Raw genomic sequence first — 17,630 nt, 5'->3', positions numbered from 1 at the left:
CCAGCGGCTGAACAAACTTGGCATCGGCAAGCGTTAGGCCGCGGTCACGGATCTCAGCCACGGTAAGGCCAGCGGCTTCCTTGAGAGAATCAACACCGAGAGCAAGAGCATCGAAGATCGAGACGGTCATGCCACGGAGATTAAAGACGCCGCAGGACCCCGGCAACTGTTCGACAAATACATTTGTCGAACAGGGGTAGCCGACCGGGGTAGACCTAAAGCTGCGCGCGGAGAGCTGCGACGTCGACGTCCTCCACGGTCGCAGGGTTAAACGCGGCGTCCTTCGTCTTGTCCACGAGCACGGCGCGCACACCCTCGGCGAAGTCCGGCCGGCGGATAAGGTGCATGCCCAGGCGCAGCTCCGCGGCGAGCGCCTCGCGGATATCGGCGGCGCGGGACTCGAAGTCATAAAGCTCGAGCGCCGCGACGATAGACGTGGGGCTCGCCGCCGCGGTGAGCTCGTCGACAATCTCACGCAGCTCCGGCGTGCAGGCGGCGAGGATCTCTGGCCACGTCGAATGGGCAAAGGCCTCCTCGATGGCGGGAGCAAGGGCGGCGAGGGGTGCGGGGCCGCGGGCGGCGGCATCGGAAAGCTGGGCAGACGAGATGCCGTGAGCGACGACGTCTTCGATAAAGGCGGCAGGATCCTCGGTATAACCGGTCGCGAGACCGGTGTAGAGGAGGTCCGCGGCGTACATGCGGTAGCCGGTCACACCCCAAAACTTCGCGAGCGCCGGCGACATGGTGCGCTGGGACATGTACGGCACGCCCACGTCCGTGACGTAGCCGATGGCCATCTCCGGCATAGACGCAAACGCCTTATCGGTGACGATGCGGTGCGAGCCATGGAGCGAAATGCCCAGGCCGCCGCCCATCGCGACGCCGTCGAGGACCGCAATGTATGGCTTGGGGAACTCGGAGAGCGCGGCGTTCAGAGCGTACTCGGCCGCGAAGAAGGAATCCGGGTCGCCGCCCTCGAGGACCTCGGAACGGGCGTGGCGGACGTCGCCGCCGGCGCAGAAGGCCTTGGGGTGTGAGGAAAAGACCACGACCTGATCGATATCGTCGTCCGGACCCCACATACGCAGGGCCTTCGTGATGATGTCGATCATCTCAGGATTGAGCGAATTGAGGGCCTTAGGCCGGTTGAGTTCGATGAGTCCGGTACGGTGGCGGACGGAAAGCAACACTGGCGCGTCGTGTTCATTAGTCACAGTCATGTAAGCCAGTGTTTCACATCACTACTTTGTTTGCGAGGATTTCTTCATGCGCACTCCCCGGCTCGTCGCGTTAGACATGGACGGCACTCTGCTCGACGGTTCGGGGGCGTTGCCGCCGCGCTGGCCGGAGGTCGCGGCGCGCGCGGAGGCCGCGGGGATGATTCTCGCGCCAGCGTCAGGCCGCCAGCTCGCGACGCTGCGCGCAATGTTCCCAGACCGCGACACGTTCCTCGCGGAGAATGGCACGGTCATCATGCACAAGGGCCAGGTGGTCTCCACGACGGAGATTGCGCCCGCGGATGTCGCGGAGATTCTCGACGCAGCGGACACGCTTACCGTGGCGCACACGCTGCTGCTGTGCACGCCGGAGACCGCCTACGTGGTGCCAACTTCTCTCGACGAGGCGGCTCAGGCGGAGCTGGAGAAATACTACAAGTCGGTGACGTACATCAAGGACCTGCGCGCGGTCACGGACCCCGTCATCAAGGCCGCCGTGTTCTGCGGCCGGGGCTCGGAGAAGCACCTCTACCCCACCTTCGCGAGCACGGTGGGCCACCTGGGCGTCGCGGTGTCGGGCCAGGTCTGGCTCGACATCATGTCGCCTGACGGCAACAAGGGAGCGGGCTTGCGCCAGCTTGCCGATGCCACCGGTGTTGCGGTCGCAGACACCGCGGCGTTCGGAGACTTCCTCAACGACTACGAGTTGTTGGAGGCAGCCGGGTATGCCGTGGCGATGGAGAACGCGCACCCCCGACTCAAAGAGATCGCGGATCGGATTGCGCCGCCGAATACGGAGTACGGCGTGCTCACGGTGCTCGAGGAGTGGCTCGGAGCTTAACCGCGGCACGGGTGAGGGCGGGGCGCTATACTGGGCACCATCGCCTCACGCTGGACCAGAACGGCGTTGAGCGTCCTCCCTTTCCCGATGGGGTGCATGAGTGGCCGTGATCGCGCCCGTGCCCGCAATGGGGTTGCATGTATCTGAGATCACGCGACCGGCTTCGTGCTGCGTCGTTTGCCTGCCCCTGCCCACCCCATCGGATCCTCGCTGCACGCCTCCCTACGGCGCGCGAGGAAGAAAGCGAATTCCCCCTTGTCTTCGTCTACGTATACCTATCTGCCTAATAATCCCCGCGGCGCCGTCGCTCTGGCCGACCTGGACCGCCGTTTCAATCGTCTGCTCCCCAGCACGGCTCCCTACCGGAGCGTGCGCCACGCGGCGCTGCGCGCCATCGACGAGTGCGTGGGAGCCATCGTCGAGGAATTCGCGTTGCTCGGCGCCAGCGATGAGGAAATCGCTGGCTATATCGCCGAGCGCGGCGCACAGCTCGCCTTCACGGTCGAGTGCCCGGACGCGCACCGCGCCGATGCCGTCGAACTACTGCGTGTGCTCAGCCGCGATGTGCGGTCCATCGTGAGCGAACACCTGCGCCTACGCGGCCACCGCCACCTGCAGTGGACCACGGAGAAATACCTCTTCAGCTCGCTACGCGTGACCTTCGCGCCGCCATCATCGCACCCTTCTCCCGGCACGGAGGAGACGCCGAAGGTGCGGGTGACGGCGCAGGGGGTGCGCATCGGCGGCTTGTGCGCCGGCGCGCTGCCCGCGACGGGCGAGCTGCACCGCATCGCTCTCCCCGACTCGCCGCTGGCCTACTTCCCCGATGCGGAAGACTACATCTACCGGCTCGCGTTGGAAGGCGCGTGGGATGACACGTACGGCTCGACGCTCGACTACCTGGGTGAATCCCGCAGCGCTGTCGAGCTCATGCTCGACTCGGTGAAGGTCATCGACTCGCTTATCAAAGAGGTCGCGCGCGAGCGTAACGTCAGCACGCTAAAGAAGAGCGTCAAGCGCTACCTCATTTCGCAGGAGGCGCACATCATGGTGTGGACTCCGCGGGACTCGGTGGTCGAGGTTCCCGATGAAGACATCGAGACGCTCTTTACATTCATCGCGGGCACGCTGGAGGACATCTGCCGGACGTGCCTCGTCATCGACGACCGGACCGTGGGGCGGAGCATTTTCAACCTCACAAGCCGCCTTACTGCAGAAGGCTTGGAGGGCGTCGAGGTGGATATCCGCGTGGGCACGCATGCCAAGTGGGATCTCCCGGACTCCCAGGCGTTCTTCCGGCCGTAGCGCGTGCTCAAACGCGAAACGCCCACGTCCGGGACGGACGCGGGCGTGGGGTGCGGTGGGCTACTCGGCCTTGTATTCGGCCATCTTGTCCCACTCGGTCTTGCCCGGGATCTTGGTGTTGATGATGTCCGGGGTCTCGAGCAGGTACTTGGGCATTTCCTCACAGCTGCGCTTGAAGTGCTCGGTGTTGACGTGGTCGACATCCGTGCCGTCAGCGTAGCCTTCAATGAGGAAGAAGCGCTGGTCATCTTGCGGGTCGGTGTACCACTTGAAGAACAGGCAGCCGGGCTCGGCGTTGCACGCATCCGTGTACCACTGCACCTCGTCGAGGAAGGTGTCCTTGTACTCCGGCTTGACGTGGAAAGAAACGTTAATGAGGATCATGGGAGCTCCTTAGGGCGCGTTAGTTAAAGAAGTATTCGGCGAGGTACACGAACTCGCCGTCGGTCGCCGATGCTACACCGAAGGGTTTCGCGTTGGGAGACTTCTGCACCGGGACATCGCGCTGGAGCCATGCGAGGCGGTCCTTGGCCTCCTGGAGGGTGAGCTTGTAGACGTTGCCGGAGCCCTCGTTCAGGTGCGTCGTGCCGTCGCCCGCGTTACCCTCGAATTTCACCTTGCCGTCCTTGGCCTGGTTCGCCCACTCCTGGGCGATCTTCTGAGCGTTCGTGTCGTCCTTGTGGCCCTGCTTGCGCAGGTGCGCGGCGGTCGCGGCGGTCACGTCGGTGGAGACGCGGTTGAGCTCAGCGTTCGACACGCCCGGACGGGCGAGGAACTCCGGGAGCTGAACGCCGAACTGATCGGCGAGGTCATAGGCCTCGTTAGGCAGCTCGACGCGCGGTACCTGCGAGGACAGCTGCTCAACTGTGGGAAGGGAGGAGCCGGCGGGCAGCGCCGGAGCGGCGGAGGCGACGCCGGTGCCAGCAAGGCTGAGCACCGCGGCGGCGGAGACGGCTACGAACGTGGAACGCTTCAAAGTCATACACTCCACCGTGCCACAGCCACGCGCGCCTGGGAAAGGCGAACCCCCGATGTTTATCACTTCGTGACGTTAATCCACCCCCAGGGCGGGGCCGAGTGGACTCCCAGCCGGCGTAGAGTTCGATCGCGACATTGACGTAGGAGTGCGCGGCCAGCGCGTGGCACACGAAGTAGTTGCTGACGATATTCGACAGGATTTCCAGGCCGACTTGGCCGAACCAGTTGTCATTGAAGTCGTCACCGAACGGGGACGCCCAGCGAGTTGCCCACGAAGAGGGGCGTCTCGCGCAGGGCCGCGCCGTTGAGGACGCTGCCCCACATGTTCTCCGCGTCGCCGCCGTGCTCCGCGACGAGGGACCGCACGAATACCCGGCCGAGAAAGCCCGAGGTCGCGGGATAACCTCCGGCGCTATTTGGGGTTATCGCCACGGATAGACACGAGCTGGTTCTCCAGCTCCGTAAGCCGCGCGGGAGTGAGGTCGACGTCGCCGATGGCGGCGAATCCGGCGAGCACCGAGTCGCCGTAATTATGGCCGTAGCCGATGGGAGCCTGCGCCGCGACGGGCAGGTCCGCGCTCACTTGGAGGAAGCTGACGAAGGGCATCCACGTCATCTCGCGCTCATGGCCCGGCGGGGCAGGCTCGCTCAGCCAGTCCGGTTCACGGAGAATCATGTCAAAAGACCACCACGCGACAGGGTCCGAGGTGTGTTGGACGTAGAGCATGCGGGCCGGGCCCCAACCTGGGTCGCGCGTGGTCGCCCACTGGCGCACGTGTTCCTCGTCGTTGGCGAAGCGGACCACGAGGCCGTCCGCGTAGACCGGCGCCGTCTCCGTCGAGCCGGGGTCGCGGCGCGTGACAAACTGCGTACGCAGCGAATTGAAATGCGGCGGGCCGGTGAGCAGGATGCCATCCACGGAGTTGACGACGTCGCGCAGGCCGGAGAACGCGGCCTCGACGCCGGTGGTGCCCAGCGACTCACCGTAGAGGTAGAGCTTCGGCCGATGGTCTTCGGGCAGCTCGTTCCACCACGTGATGAGCGGCCCGAGCAGTTCTTGGCCGGCTGCGCGGACTTGGTCGCCGCCCGCCAGGAAGTGCAGGGCGGAGGGCATCGCGGAGTATTGTCCGGCGGCGATGGCGGTATCGCCGCCGTAGAGCAGCTCGAAGCTCTGCGTCGCGTAGTCGGAGACCCAGCCGGTACCCGTCGTCATGAGGAAAAGCAGGGCCTTGCGGTCGTGGGCGTGGGTGCGCTCGAGCTCGGAGATGAGCAGGTCCGCGCGCTCGGCCGTGTCCGCCGCGTTGCCAAGCCCGGCGTAGACGCGGATGGGCTCCTTGGCCGGCTTGCCCGTCGCCGCTGTCAGCTCGCTTGCCGATGCCCCTCCCGCGACGAAGCGGGAGCCATAAAAGCCCACCCCTCCAAAGTCCACGGCGGAGTCAGGCGAGCCAGAGCGCTCCGGCGCCGTGGGCGCCGTGACAGCCGGGTCCGGATCCTTATTCTGCTCGGTAAAAAATTTCTCGCCGAGACCGACGATGGCACCAGGCACGGCGTTGGAGACGAACCAAAACCAGGCGAGCAGGACGAGCACCCAGGCGGAAACGCTGCGGACGCGCGGCCGCACGCGGCGTGGGCCGATGGCCTGGGCGGTATCGGCGGCCCAGACGAGAAAGCGGATGATAAGCAGGTAGACGGTGAACGAGGCGATCGCGAGCGGGAGAACGAGCACGACGTCGAGGTAGCTCGGGCGGGTTTGCTCCGCGAGGTCAGCAAGCGTGACCTGCCAGCGGTGCGACCACCACACCATGACCAACGCCCAGAGGGCGCCCACGGCGATGACGCAGCGGGCCACCCACCGCGCGACGCGCGGCGGCCAGGTGTCGGGGTTCGCGAGCGGGTGCAGCCGGTGCAAGTAGCGGCGGTAGACCCAGCGCAAGGCGAGGCCCACGAGGTAGCCGATGCCCGCGGCCCAACCGCCGATGATCCCCTGGTAGAACCACGTGCGCGGCAGCAACGAGGGGGTAAGCGTGAGGACGAAGAAGACGAGCGCGACGACGGCGCCCCAGAGGTCGAGCGTGCGGAAAAGCCGCGCTAGCCCTCGAGCTGCTCGCCGAGTTCGAGCCATTCCATCTCCAATTCCTCACGCTGGGCGGCGACGTCCTTGAGCTCGGCGTCGAGCTTCGTGAGCGCTTCGGTGTCCACGGCCTCGGCGGCCGCGGCCATCTTCTCGTTGAGCTTCTCAGTCTGCTGGTCGAGCTTGCCCATCTTGCGCTCGAGCGCATTCATCTTCTTAGTCAGCTCGCGCTCCTCTTGGGAGCTGAGACGCTTCGGGGCGGCAGAAGTGGGGGCATCGGAAAGCTGGGTGCCGAGGTTGAGTACGCCGGAGTTTTCTTGGGCCTCGAGCGCGGCGCGGCGCTTGAGATACTCGTCAATGCCGCCGGGGAGGTTGGTGAGCTTGCCGTCGCCGAAGAGGGCGTACGTGTTGTCGGCGATGCGCTCGATGAGGTAGCGGTCGTGCGAGATAACGACGAGGGTGCCGGGCCAGCCGTCGAGGAGGGACTCGAGCTCCTGGAGGGTATCGATGTCGAGGTCGTTGGTGGGCTCGTCGAGGAGGAGGACGTTGGGCTCGGCCATGAGCACGCGCGTGAGCTGGAGGCGGCGGCGCTCGCCACCGGAGAGGTCGCCCACGGGCGTGCGCTGGCGCTTGGGGCTAAAGCCTAGGCGTTCGGCGAGCTGGGAGGCGGAGATTTCCTTCTTGCCCAGGCGGACGTAGGTGGCGACGTCCTCGACGGCGTCGATAAGCCGGCGGGACGGGTCAAGATCGTCGAGTTCCTGGCGCAGCCAGCCCAGGCGGACGGTCTGGCCTTCGATGCGCTTGCCGGCGGTGAGTTCGTGCTCGCCGGCCAGCGCGCGTAGAAGCGTGGTCTTGCCGGAACCGTTGACACCGACGAGGCCGATGCGCTCGCCCGGCGCGAGGCGCCACGTGAGGTGGTCGACAAGGACGCGGCCATCTGGGGTGGCGACGGTGGCGTCCTCGAGCTCAATGACGACGCGGCCTTGGCGCTGCTTAGAGAAGGCCATGAGCTCGACCTTGTTGCGGGGCGCGGGGACGTCAGCGATGAGTGCTTCGGCGGCCTCGATGCGGTAGCGCGGCTTCGAGGTACGGGCAGGGGCACCGCGTCGCAGCCACGCGAGCTCCTTGCGGGCGAGGTTCTGGCGGCGCTGCTCCATAGCGTCAGCCTGGCGGGCGCGCTCGGTGCGGGCGAAGATCCAGTCGTTGTAGCCGCCCTCGTAGGCGTCGACCTGGCCGTCGTGGACCTCCCACGTCGTGGTGGCGACGGTGTCGAGGAACCAGCGGTCGTGAGTGACGACGACGAGGGCAATCTTGCGCGAGAGCAAGTGCTCGGCGAGCCACTGGACGCCTTCGACGTCGAGGTGGTTGGTGGGCTCATCGAGGACGACGAGGTCAAGGTCCTGGACGAGCGCGGCGGCGAGATTAACACGGCGGCGCTCACCGCCGGAGAGCTGGCCCACGGGCGTTTCAAGGCCGAGGTCGACGATGCCGAGGCCGCCCAAGACGTCGCGGACCTTGGCGTTCGAGGCCCACTCGAAGACCTCGAGGCCGAGCGGCTCAACGACGCATTGGCCGATGGTGAGGTTGTCGTCCAGTTCGAAGCGCTGAGTCACGACGGCCATGCGCAGATCTTTCGTCTGGGAAACGCGGCCGGAGTCCGCGGGTTCGATGCCGGTGAGGACCTCGAGCAGCGTGGTCTTGCCGCCACCGTTGACGCCGACGATGCCGATGCGGTCCCCCGTCTGCACGCCGAGAGAGACGCCATCGAGAAGCGTTTTCAGGCCGAAGGACTTGGAGACTTGTTCGAGGTTAATGAGGTTAGCCATATCGCTTCACCATCTTAATTGGCGCGGGCCGCGCGCCGTCGGGCACCCCTGCACACAGTGTTTTCAACACATTTTCATATTGCACATGAATTTCAGGAGCAATAGTCTTAAAAACCATGAAGAAAGCTCTGTTGACTCCCCTGGCAGCCTTGGGCGCTACGGCACTCATCCTCACGGGCTGCTCTAGCCCCGACTCTTCCGATTCCGCTGACTCGACCTCAGCCGCCGAGCACGATCACGACCACGATCACGAGGGCGAGGAAGGCCACGAAGGCCACGACCACTCGCACGACGGCATGGAAGCCGAGGAAGGCCAGCTCGAGGTCGCACAGCTGCCCAACCGCGTCGTCATCTCCTACGACGGCGGCCTGAAGACCTACGACCCGAAGACCGGCGAGGTCATCGGCGAAGACGAGGTCCCGGGCTTCCTGCGCCTGTCCAACGCTGGCGACGGCCGCTACGCCATGGTCACCCAGGGCGACAAGTTCCTCTCGTACGATTCCGGCCTCATTAAGAAGCCGCACGGCGACCACAACCACTACTACACCGCGGACCCGAAGCTCACGGACGTCGACATCGAGGCACCGCACGCTGGCCACGTTGTCCACCACGACGGTTTCACCGCACTATTCTCCGACGGCGACGGCGTCGCCAAGGTCTACAAGACCTCCGAGGTCGGCACCGGCGGCGAGCCGGTCGCGACCTTCGAGTCTGGCGAGGCCCACCACGGCGTCGCGGTCCCGCTCGAGGACGGCTCCATCGTCATGACGAAGGGCACCGAGGACGAGCGCCATACCATCCAGCACCTGGACAAGGACGGCAAGGTGCTCACCGAGACCACCGAGTGCCCGGGCGTTCACGGCGAGGCCACCGCTGGCAACGGCAAGCTCTTCTTCGGCTGCGAGGACGGCCCCGTTGTCTTCGACGGCAAGGCGTTCCACAAGATCGACGTATCCTCCTACGCAGGCAAGGACGGCTACCAGCGCTCCGGCAACTCCGCCGGTTCTGAGGAGTCCCCCATCATCCTGGCCGACAACAAGACGGAGAAGGACGCCGAGTTCGAGCGTCCAGAGTCGGTCTCCCTCATCAACACCGACGACTACTCCGCTAAGAAGGTCGACCTCGGTTCTTCCTACTGGTTCCGCTCCCTGGCTCGCGGCCCGCTCGGCGAGGCGCTCGTGCTGACCTACGACGGCAAGCTCAACATCATCGACCCGGAGACCGGCGAGGTGACGAAGAAGATCGACGCCATCTCCGAGTGGAAGGAAAAGGAAGAGTGGCAGCTTCCTGGACCGATCCTCAAGTCTGAGGACGGCTACGCGTTTATCACCGACGCCAACAAGGACGAGCTGGTTGTCATCGACCTCTACAAGGGCGAGGTTGTCGACCGCCACGAGCTCGACATCACCCCGACCGAGATGGCTGTGCTCTAAACAGTCCCCGTCCTGCGGCCCGCGCTCAGTGCGCGGGCCGTTCGGCGTATTCGGGACGGCATCGACACCGCGGGATTAGTCGAGGAGCTCGGCGCCAGGCGCGGGCGCGTGGCCGATGTGGCCGCGGGTGCCCGGGTTGTCCGCGGTGACCTCGGCGATGACGTTGTGTGCTTGGGCGTCATCCTCGCAGAGGAACGCGCACGTGGGGCCGGAGCCGGAGACGATGCCGGCGAGGGCGCCGGCGTTCTCGCCGGATTCGAGAATCTTCCGTAGGTCAGGGCGCAGGGAGAGAGCGGCGGGCTGGAGGTCGTTAGCGAGCGTGCGGGCGAGCTGCTGCGGATCGCCGCTGATGAGAGCTTGGCCTACGGCGGTGGTATCCATGCGCGGATCGCCGACGCGGTTCTTCGCACGCAGCTCGTCCATTTTGTCGAAGACGACGGGCGTGGACAGGCCCTCGCGGTTGGTGATGATCGCCCAGGTGTAGCTACCGCGCGCCATCATGGGTACGAGTTCCTCGCCGCGGCCGGTGCCGAGTGCCGTGCCGCCCATGAGCGTGAAGGGGACGTCGGAGCCGAGCTGGGCGGCGAGTTTCATAAGCTCGTCGTCGCTGAGCCCCGCGGCGAAGGCGGCGTTGGCAAGGCGGAGGGCTGCGGCGGCATCGGCAGACCCGCCGGCCATTCCACCCGCGGCGGGAATGCCCTTGTGCACGTGCAGCGCGACGGGCGGGTGACGGCGCGCGACGAGTTCGACAGCGCGCCACACCAGGTTGGAGGAGTCCGCGGGCACGCCTGCGGCGTAGGGGCCGTCAACCGTGAGGGTGATGGGCGCGGCGGTGGGGTCGTCGAGCAGCTCGAGAGTGAGGTCGTCGTGGATGTCGAGCGACTGGAAGACCGTGGAGAGTTCGTGGTAGCCGTCGCCGCGGACCTGGGCGACGCCGAGGTGGAGGTTGACCTTGGAATGCGCGCGGGCGCGAAAAATCTGGCCCATTATGCGACACCTGCCAGGCGCACGAAGTCGGCGACGCCGAGTTTCTCGCCGCGCAGCGTGGGATCGATGCCCGCGGCGACGAGGGCTTCCTCGGCGGCGGCGCCGGAGCCGTAGTGGCCGGAGAGCGCGGCGCGGAGGGTCTTGCGGCGTTGAGCGAAGGCGGCATCGACAAGCGGGAAGACGGCCTTGCGGGAGGCGTCGGTGATGGGCCAGGGGGCATCGGCAAAGCGATCGATGCGCACGAGGCCGGACTCGATATTGGGCGCGGGCCAGAAGACGTTCTTGCCAATCGTGCCAGCTTGGCGGACGGGGCCGTAGAAGGCGGCCTTGACAGAGGGCACGCCGTAGACCTTGGAGCCGGGCTGGGCGGCGAGGCGCTCGGCGACCTCGAGCTGGACCATGACGAGGACGCGGCGGAGGGAGGGGAACGTCTCGAGGAAATGCAGCAAGACGGGGACCGACACGTTGTACGGCAGGTTAGCGACGAGCGCGGTGGGCTCGCCCACATCTGAAGCGGTGACGCGGAGGGCGTCTTTTTCGACGAGCTTCAGGTTGCCGGCGAGCTCGGGGGCGCGCTCGGCGACGGTGTGCGGAAGCTGCGCGGCGAGGCGCGGATCGATTTCGACGGCGGTGACCTCGTCGACGGCCTCGAGGAGGCCGAGGGTAAGCGAGCCCAGGCCGGGGCCGACCTCGACGACGCGGTCGCTACGGTCGAGGTCCGCGGCGGCGACGATGCGCCGGATGGTGTTCGGGTCGTGGAGGAAGTTCTGCCCCAGCTTCTTGGTGGGAGTCACGTCGAGACGCGCCGCGAGCTCACGGATTTCCACGGGGCCGAGCAGGGCCGCTTTCGCTTCAGTCATGTCTTCTAGGGTAGCCGCAAGAATGCGCAAAGCCCGCACCGAGGTGCGGGCTTGCGGGAAATTTTAGCCGATGCCGAGCTTGGCGGTGCAAGCAGGCCAGGCGCCCCAGCCTTGTGCTGCCTGAACCTTCTGGGCGACAGCAATCTGCTGCTCGCGGGAAGCCTGCCAGGCCTGGGAGGCGTACTCGCCGCCGCCGAAGGCCTGCCACGTGGAATCCGTGAACTGGAGGCCGCCGGAGAAGCCGTTGCCCGTGTTGATGGACCAGTTGCCGGTGGACTCGCACTGCGCGAGGGTGTCCCACACGGAGCCGTCGGCCACGGCCGGGGCGGCCGCGGGCTCCTTGGTGCCGCGCGCGATGGTGGCCGGAGTGGCCGGGCGGGTCTCCTTGGAGTTGATAATCTCGTTGGACTCCTTGGCGCCGTTGACCATGATGAGGCGGCGGGTTACGGTGCGCTCGCCCGGGGTGCCCTCGACGCGGACCTCTTCGGTGCCCCGCTCGAGCTCCGGGTCGTCGACGTAGTTCGGCTCGGCGTCGAAGGACTCGGTAGCGTCGTAATCCGTAGTGGAGACTTGGTCAACCTTGATGGTCATGCCCTCGGTGACCGGGGTGTCCATGGACGGGGTGACGCGGTCGTCCTCGTCGACGTCGATACCGCGGGCCTCGATGACGTCGCGCACAGTCTTCGCGGCGATGGAGGTGTAGGTGACCTTGCCGCCGTCGTTGACCTGGATGATCTTCGGGGAGACGACCTCGAGCTTCATGCCGTCGGTGACGGTGGCGTCGCCGTCCGTATCCACGCCAGCGGCCTTAACGGCTGCGCCCGGCGCGATATCGCCCATGTCGCCCAGGAGGTCCTGGACGGTAAGCGCGGTGGAAGAGAGCTGCTTTTCCACACCGTCGACGGTCACGGCGACGGGCTTGGAGGTGCGGACTGTGATGGTCTCGCCGGAGGTGAGGACGTCATCCGGGTTGGCGGAGACGAAGTCATCCGCGCCGACCTGCACGCCGGCGGCCTCGAGGGCGCCCTTGACGTCGGTGGAGAAAGTCGCGAGCTGCATGGTCTCACCGTTGACGTCCACGGTGATGTCCTTGTGCGCGGTGGCTGCGACGACGCCGCCGACGGCGAGGGTGCCCAGCACGCCGCCGGTGGCCAGACGCAGCGGCATGGAGCGAGTGTTGTTAATACGCTTGATCTGATTCGAGGTAGACATGTATCTCTCTTCGTCTCTTTTATTGTGAGCAGCGAGCCACATCTTGACCCTGCCGCGGCCTGGGAGTCGAACGGCACCGCAGGGACGCGGCGCGCGCAACGTATGACGCTCAGGCGAACGATGAATAACAATACGGTAACAGCACGGAGCAGTCGATATGGGTTTCGCCACACCGGAAACGCGCAGCTCGCCTGTCACACGCACCACAGGCAGATCGGTTGACCTGCACTAATACGCATGTGAGTCCGATCACTTTCCATGGCTGCGGGGCGTGCGCACGAGAGCGTGGGCCACGGAAAAGTTACAGCGCGGCGGGGTTTAGAGTGGACGGGTCGCCGTGTCAGGACAGAAGAAGGGAGCCGCGGGGCATGACCGTCTACATCGCGTTGGGAGTCCTCATCTTCGTCGGCACCCTCTGCCAGGGCACCATCGGCTTTGGACTGGGAACGATTGCCACGCCGATCATCGCGATGGTCGCCCCGGAGCTCGTCCCCGCTGTCATCCTCGTGCTCGCGCTGTGTATCGCGTCGGTGACAGCGTGGCAGCACCGCGCGGCCATCGCGTGGCGCATCGTGGCGCTCTCGAGCGCGGCGCGCGTGCCCGGCTCACTGCTGGGCGCGTGGGCGGTGGCGGCGCTCTCCCACCGCGGGCTGGGCATCGTCATTGGTTGCGCCGTGCTGCTGGCCATGACGCTCTCCGGTTTGGGCTGGACGCCCAAGCACAACACGCCCAACACTCTGGCCGCGGGCGTGGCCTCCGGATTCCTGGGCACCTCGACGTCCATCGGTGGTCCGCCCATGGCGCTCATCCTCAAAGACTTTGACCCAGCACGCGTGCGCGGCACGCTCTCGGGCACGTTCGTCATCGGCTGCATCATCTCGCTTGTCACGCTGGGCACCGCGGGCCAGATTTCGCAGCTGCAGCTCACCACGGCGCTGGCCTACCTCCCGGTGGCTTTCGCGGGGCTTTTCGTCGCGCGGCGCCTCAACCGGTTTATCGACACGGTCATGCTCAACCGGATCGTCCTCGTCGTCGCCGTGACGGCCGCGATCGCGCTCATCGCGCAGTCGATTATCGCTTAAGGAACACCGCGTCGAACGTCGCGTTGAGTTCCTCGGCAAGCTGGTCTACAGACACGCCGCGCACGTCGGCGACGCACTGCCACGTGTGGCCGATAAGCGACGGCTCGTTACGCTGGCCGCGGAAAGGCTCCGGCGTCATGTAGGGCGCGTCGGTTTCGATGAGCAGCTGGCCCGCCGGTGCCAGGGCAGCGGCGGCGCGCAGTTCCTCGTTGCGCTTGAACGTCACGTTGCCCGCAAAGGACAGCACATACCCGCGGTCGAGCGCCTCGCGCGCCACAGACAGCGGCGAGGAGAAACAGTGGAGCATCACGTGGGGCGAAGAAGGGCAGTCGTCGAGGATACGCATCACATCGGCGTCGGCCTCGCGGTTGTGGATCATGAGCGTCTTGCCCGCGTCCGCTGCCAGCTGCGCGTGCCAGCGCAGCGCCTCCTCTTGGACCTCTAAAGAAGCGGTCGTCTCCGGCGCGTGCTCAATCCAATACTTATCGAGTCCGGTCTCCCCCACGGCCACGCACTTCGGGTCGGCGACCAAAGCGGCGAGTTCGGAGCGGGCGGCATCGGAAAGCTCCGCGGCGCGCACGGGGTGGACGGCGCAGGCGGCCCAGACGTTATCGAAGGACTGGGTCGTGGCGAGAGCCTCGCGGGACTCGGCGAGGTCATCACCCACCGTGACCATGCGCGCAACGCCCGCGGAAGCGGCGCGGGCGACGAGGTCCGCGTCGGCATCCTTATGCGAGTAGAGGTGCGTATGCGCGTCGAAGAGACCGGTGAGGCCGGGGACGGGAACGGGCGTGGGGCGGGGCTTCTTCTTGGACATGGTCCCCCAGCGTAGTCTTAACCACCATGCAGATTCGTGTTGCCACCCGCGCCGACGTCCCGGCGATGACGGAGATCCTCAACTGGGCCATCGCAGAGACGGACGCCATCTTCCGCGCGTTCCCCGCAAGCATCGCGAAGCGCGAGGAACTCTTCGACCACGTCGCGGCCACGGGCACGCAGCTCGTCGCCGAGGAGGACGGCGAGGTCCTCGGCTTTGCGTACTACAAGCCTTTCGGCGACCCCGCCATCTGGATTGGGGCCCATGAGGACACCATCTACGTCTCCCCCGCCGCGCACGGACGCGGGGTGGGCACGGCGCTCCTCGGGTCGCTTATCGAGGCCGCTCGCGCCGACGAGCGCGTGCATACCTTGTTGGCACGGATTACTACCAACAACGCAACCTCGGTAGCCTTACATGAGAAGTTCGGTTTCGTCCTCACCGGCACTCTGCGCGAAGTCACCCGCAAGTTCGACGCCTGGCTTGACCTCCACACCCTCCAGCTCATCCTCTAAGGAGTCCCCATGCTCATCCGCCCAGCCCAGCTTGCCGATGCCCCCTCCCTCTCCGCCATCTACAACTGGGCGTCAGCACAGCCGGCGCTCAATCTCGTGACGTGGCAGGAATCCGTCGAAGACCGCGAGAACTGGTTGAAAGACCTCGAGGCGCAGGGCTACCCCGTCTTCGTCGCCGAGGAGGACGGCGAGGTCCTCGGCTGGGCGGCGTACTTCCAGTTCGTCACTCCCGCCATCTACTACGGCACGGCAGAAGACTCCATCTACATCGCGCCGGAGGCCCAGGGCAAGGGCGTGGGTTCTGCGCTCATGGAGGCTCTCATGGAGCACGCGGAGGGCAACGACTACGTGCGCACGATGATTACCTACATCGTGGATGAGAACTACGGGTCCATCGCGCTGCACATGAAGTTCGGCTTCGAGGAGACCGGCCGCATGCCCAATATCCACACCAAGGGCGACAAACGGCTGGGGCTGGTGCACCTGCAGCGCGACTTCGACCGTTCCTAATGCTTCCGGCGCGCAGAAGTAGACCAGAAGAAGGGCACCAGCCGAGAACAATCTCGACTGGTGCCCTTCGCCTAGTTCACTTTTAGTCCTGCTTCTGGACCGGCGCCCACTCCGGGCCGGTCTCGCCCAGCTCCGGGTCAAGCTTCGCGATGAGCGGCTTCGGCTTCTCCAGCACGGTGCCCGGCTTAACGTCAACGCGCTTCCACACGGCCTGCTGCGCCGTGTAGTCGCCCGTGATGACAGGGTACGGGTGGCCCTCCGGCGGCAGGCCCACACCCACGAGCTCGACGGGCTGATCGTCGGTGACTTCGCGGACCTCCGGCGCGGCGGCCCAGACGCCGGTGCGACCGAGGGTCTCGTGGACCTTCTGCGCGGTAAACGGCAGGAACGGGGTGAGCATGACGTTGCAGTCGGAGACGACCTGGAGCGCGGTCCACAGGACGGTGGCCAGGCGCTCGCGCTGGGTCTCATCCTTGGCGAGCTTCCACGGCTCCATCTCTGCGATATACGCGTTGGCCTCGCCGACGACGTGCATGATGGCGGTCATGGCTTGCTTGAATCGCGAATGGCTCAGTGCCTCGCCAGCGGTGGCAAAAGTGTCCTCGGCGAGCTTCAGGATCTTCTCGTCCGCGGGCTCGAGCGCCGCGGGGACGGGGACCTCGCCGAAGTTCTTGTGCGCCATCGAGACGGTGCGGTTGACAAGATTGCCCCAACCGTTGGCGAGCTCGTTGTTGATGCGGCGGACGAATTCGTCCCACGTGAAGTCCGTGTCGTTGTTCTCCGGGCCGGCGACCGCAATGAAGTAGCGCAGCGGATCCGGGCCGAACTCCTTGAGGAAGTCCTTGACGTAGATGACCACGCCCTTGGACGAGGAGAACTTGGAGCCAGACATGGTGAGGTACTCAGACGAGACGACCTCGGTGGGCAGATCCAGCTCGCCGAATACGCCCGACTCGCCGCCCTTGGAGCCCTTGCCGGCGTAGCCGAGGAGCTCGGCTGGCCAGATCTGGGAGTGGAAGGTGATGTTGTCCTTGCCCATGAAGTAGTAATGGCGGGCGTTCGGGTTCTGCCAGAAGTCCTTCCACGCGTCCGGGTTTCCGGTGCGGTAGGCCCACTCAATAGAGGCTGAGAGGTAGCCCACGACGGCGTCGAACCACACGTAGAGCTTCTTCGCGTTGTTGTCCTGCCAGCCCTCGACCGGGATCGGGATGCCCCAGTCGATGTCGCGCGTCATCGTGCGCGGGCGCATGTCGCCGAGCAGGTTGAGGGAGAACTTGAGGACGTTCGGGCGCCAGTCCTCGCGGGTCTTCAGCCATGCCTCGAGCGCGTCCTTGACGGCGGGCAGGTCGAGCAGGAAGTGCTCGGTCTCAATGAACTGTGGCGTCTCGCCGTTGATCTTGGAGACCGGGTTGATAAGGTCGACGGGATCGAGCTGGTTGCCGCAGTTATCGCACTGGTCGCCGCGGGCGTCCGTAGCGCCACAGATGGGGCACGTACCCTCGATGTAGCGGTCCGGCAGGGTGCGGCCAGTAGACGGCGAGATGGCGCCTTGCGTCGTTTCCTTGAGCATGTAGCCGTTGTTGTACAGGCCCTTGAACAGCTCCTGAACCACGGAGTAGTGGTTACGCGTCGCCGTGCGCGTGAAGAGATCGTAGGACAGGCCCAGACCGGCAAGGTCCTCGACGATCTGCCGGTTGTAGCGGTCCGCGAGGTCGCGCACGTGCACGCCTTCCTTGTCCGCCTGGACGAGAAGCGGGGTGCCGTGTTCGTCGGTTCCGGAGACCATGAGCACGTTCGCGCCGCGCATTCGCTGGTAGCGCGCGAAGACGTCCGAGGGGACGCCGAAGCCAGCAACGTGGCCGATATGGCGCGGGCCGTTGGCGTACGGCCAGGCGACGTTGACTACAACATGGTCTTTAGGTTCAGTCATGCCCACTACTCTATCGCGCCGGCTGCAGGTATTTCGCGTCGCGTCC

Annotated in this window: 17 protein-coding genes; 6 read left to right on the top strand and 11 right to left on the bottom strand. The window is 65.9% G+C overall.

What is annotated here, in order from left to right; genetic code table 11:
• Positions 1–215: 215 nt before the first annotated feature.
• The gene (locus HMPREF0307_RS04335; protein ID WP_141628981.1) at positions 216–1,220 is read right to left on the bottom strand and encodes a 3-hydroxyisobutyryl-CoA hydrolase; all 1,005 of its coding nucleotides are present in this window, start codon (positions 1,218–1,220) and stop codon (positions 216–218) included.
• Positions 1,221–1,266: 46 nt separating this feature from the next.
• Here HMPREF0307_RS04335 and HMPREF0307_RS04330 point away from each other — a divergent pair, with 46 nt between their 5' ends.
• Positions 1,267–2,058 carry an HAD family hydrolase gene (locus HMPREF0307_RS04330; protein WP_066487946.1) on the top strand — a complete coding sequence of 264 codons (792 nt, stop codon included), beginning with the start codon at positions 1,267–1,269 and terminating at the stop codon, positions 2,056–2,058.
• 255 nt (positions 2,059–2,313) lie between these two features.
• Positions 2,314–3,363: a hypothetical protein gene (locus tag HMPREF0307_RS04325; protein ID WP_066487941.1), complete on the top strand. Its 1,050-nt coding sequence runs from the start codon at positions 2,314–2,316 to the stop codon at positions 3,361–3,363.
• Positions 3,364–3,423: 60 nt separating this feature from the next.
• Here the strand turns inward: HMPREF0307_RS04325 and HMPREF0307_RS04320 are convergent, their stop codons facing one another.
• The 5 genes from HMPREF0307_RS04320 to abc-f all read right to left on the bottom strand — a co-directional run bounded on the left by HMPREF0307_RS04320 (position 3,424) and on the right by abc-f (position 8,238).
• Positions 3,424–3,747 (bottom strand): putative quinol monooxygenase, encoded by a 324-nt coding sequence (locus tag HMPREF0307_RS04320; RefSeq protein WP_066487938.1) that lies wholly within the window; start codon positions 3,745–3,747, stop codon positions 3,424–3,426.
• A gap of 19 nt (positions 3,748–3,766) precedes the next feature.
• A complete protein-coding gene (locus tag HMPREF0307_RS04315; protein WP_066487936.1) occupies positions 3,767–4,345 on the bottom strand; it encodes a hypothetical protein in 579 nt (192 codons plus the stop codon).
• A gap of 236 nt (positions 4,346–4,581) precedes the next feature.
• Complete coding sequence (locus HMPREF0307_RS13430; protein ID WP_255356849.1) at positions 4,582–4,707, bottom strand: hypothetical protein; 126 nt, start codon at positions 4,705–4,707, stop codon at positions 4,582–4,584.
• A gap of 46 nt (positions 4,708–4,753) precedes the next feature.
• Complete coding sequence (locus HMPREF0307_RS04310; protein WP_066487934.1) at positions 4,754–6,463, bottom strand: alpha/beta-hydrolase family protein; 1,710 nt, start codon at positions 6,461–6,463, stop codon at positions 4,754–4,756.
• The gene (gene abc-f / locus HMPREF0307_RS04305; protein ID WP_066487932.1) at positions 6,430–8,238 is read right to left on the bottom strand and encodes a ribosomal protection-like ABC-F family protein; all 1,809 of its coding nucleotides are present in this window, start codon (positions 8,236–8,238) and stop codon (positions 6,430–6,432) included. The genes HMPREF0307_RS04310 and abc-f overlap by 34 nt, the downstream gene beginning before the upstream one ends.
• 116 nt (positions 8,239–8,354) lie before the next feature.
• On the opposite strand from abc-f, the gene HMPREF0307_RS04300 reads away from it, so the two are divergent.
• Entirely contained in the window at positions 8,355–9,671 is a 1,317-nt protein-coding gene (locus HMPREF0307_RS04300; protein WP_066487926.1) for an NHL repeat-containing protein, read from the top strand.
• A 75-nt stretch (positions 9,672–9,746) separates the two neighbouring features.
• On the opposite strand, the gene HMPREF0307_RS04295 is transcribed toward HMPREF0307_RS04300, so the two are convergent.
• The 3 genes from HMPREF0307_RS04295 to HMPREF0307_RS04285 all read right to left on the bottom strand — a co-directional run bounded on the left by HMPREF0307_RS04295 (position 9,747) and on the right by HMPREF0307_RS04285 (position 12,730).
• Positions 9,747–10,658 carry a 4-(cytidine 5'-diphospho)-2-C-methyl-D-erythritol kinase gene (locus HMPREF0307_RS04295; protein WP_066487924.1) on the bottom strand — a complete coding sequence of 304 codons (912 nt, stop codon included), beginning with the start codon at positions 10,656–10,658 and terminating at the stop codon, positions 9,747–9,749.
• The gene (gene rsmA, locus HMPREF0307_RS04290; protein WP_066487922.1) at positions 10,658–11,518 is read right to left on the bottom strand and encodes a 16S rRNA (adenine(1518)-N(6)/adenine(1519)-N(6))-dimethyltransferase RsmA; all 861 of its coding nucleotides are present in this window, start codon (positions 11,516–11,518) and stop codon (positions 10,658–10,660) included. Before rsmA ends, HMPREF0307_RS04295 begins: the two co-directional genes overlap by 1 nt.
• Positions 11,519–11,581: 63 nt before the next feature.
• Complete coding sequence (locus tag HMPREF0307_RS04285) at positions 11,582–12,730, bottom strand: resuscitation-promoting factor (protein ID WP_066487920.1); 1,149 nt, start codon at positions 12,728–12,730, stop codon at positions 11,582–11,584.
• Between the two features lie 368 nt (positions 12,731–13,098).
• On the opposite strand from HMPREF0307_RS04285, the gene HMPREF0307_RS04280 reads away from it, so the two are divergent.
• Positions 13,099–13,812 (top strand): sulfite exporter TauE/SafE family protein, encoded by a 714-nt coding sequence (locus HMPREF0307_RS04280; RefSeq protein ID WP_066487907.1) that lies wholly within the window; start codon positions 13,099–13,101, stop codon positions 13,810–13,812.
• Here HMPREF0307_RS04280 and HMPREF0307_RS04275 read toward each other — a convergent pair.
• Positions 13,802–14,629, bottom strand: a complete 828-nt coding sequence (locus tag HMPREF0307_RS04275; RefSeq protein WP_066487904.1) for a TatD family hydrolase — start codon at positions 14,627–14,629, stop codon at positions 13,802–13,804. The genes HMPREF0307_RS04280 and HMPREF0307_RS04275 overlap by 11 nt on opposite strands.
• A 26-nt stretch (positions 14,630–14,655) precedes the next feature.
• On the opposite strand from HMPREF0307_RS04275, the gene HMPREF0307_RS04270 reads away from it, so the two are divergent.
• Complete coding sequence (locus HMPREF0307_RS04270; protein ID WP_082723228.1) at positions 14,656–15,144, top strand: GNAT family N-acetyltransferase; 489 nt, start codon at positions 14,656–14,658, stop codon at positions 15,142–15,144.
• 9 nt (positions 15,145–15,153) lie between these two features.
• Complete coding sequence (locus HMPREF0307_RS04265) at positions 15,154–15,654, top strand: GNAT family N-acetyltransferase (protein ID WP_066487894.1); 501 nt, start codon at positions 15,154–15,156, stop codon at positions 15,652–15,654.
• Positions 15,655–15,736: 82 nt separating this feature from the next.
• Here HMPREF0307_RS04265 and metG read toward each other — a convergent pair whose 3' ends face one another.
• Positions 15,737–17,584: a methionine--tRNA ligase gene (metG, locus tag HMPREF0307_RS04260; protein WP_066487891.1), complete on the bottom strand. Its 1,848-nt coding sequence runs from the start codon at positions 17,582–17,584 to the stop codon at positions 15,737–15,739.
• Between the last annotated feature and the right edge of the window lie 46 nt (positions 17,585–17,630).

Source organism: Corynebacterium sp. DNF00584 (assembly GCF_001552965.1).
Classification (GTDB): domain Bacteria; phylum Actinomycetota; class Actinomycetes; order Mycobacteriales; family Mycobacteriaceae; genus Corynebacterium; species Corynebacterium phoceense.
This window is presented reverse-complemented; position numbering and strand designations above follow the sequence as displayed.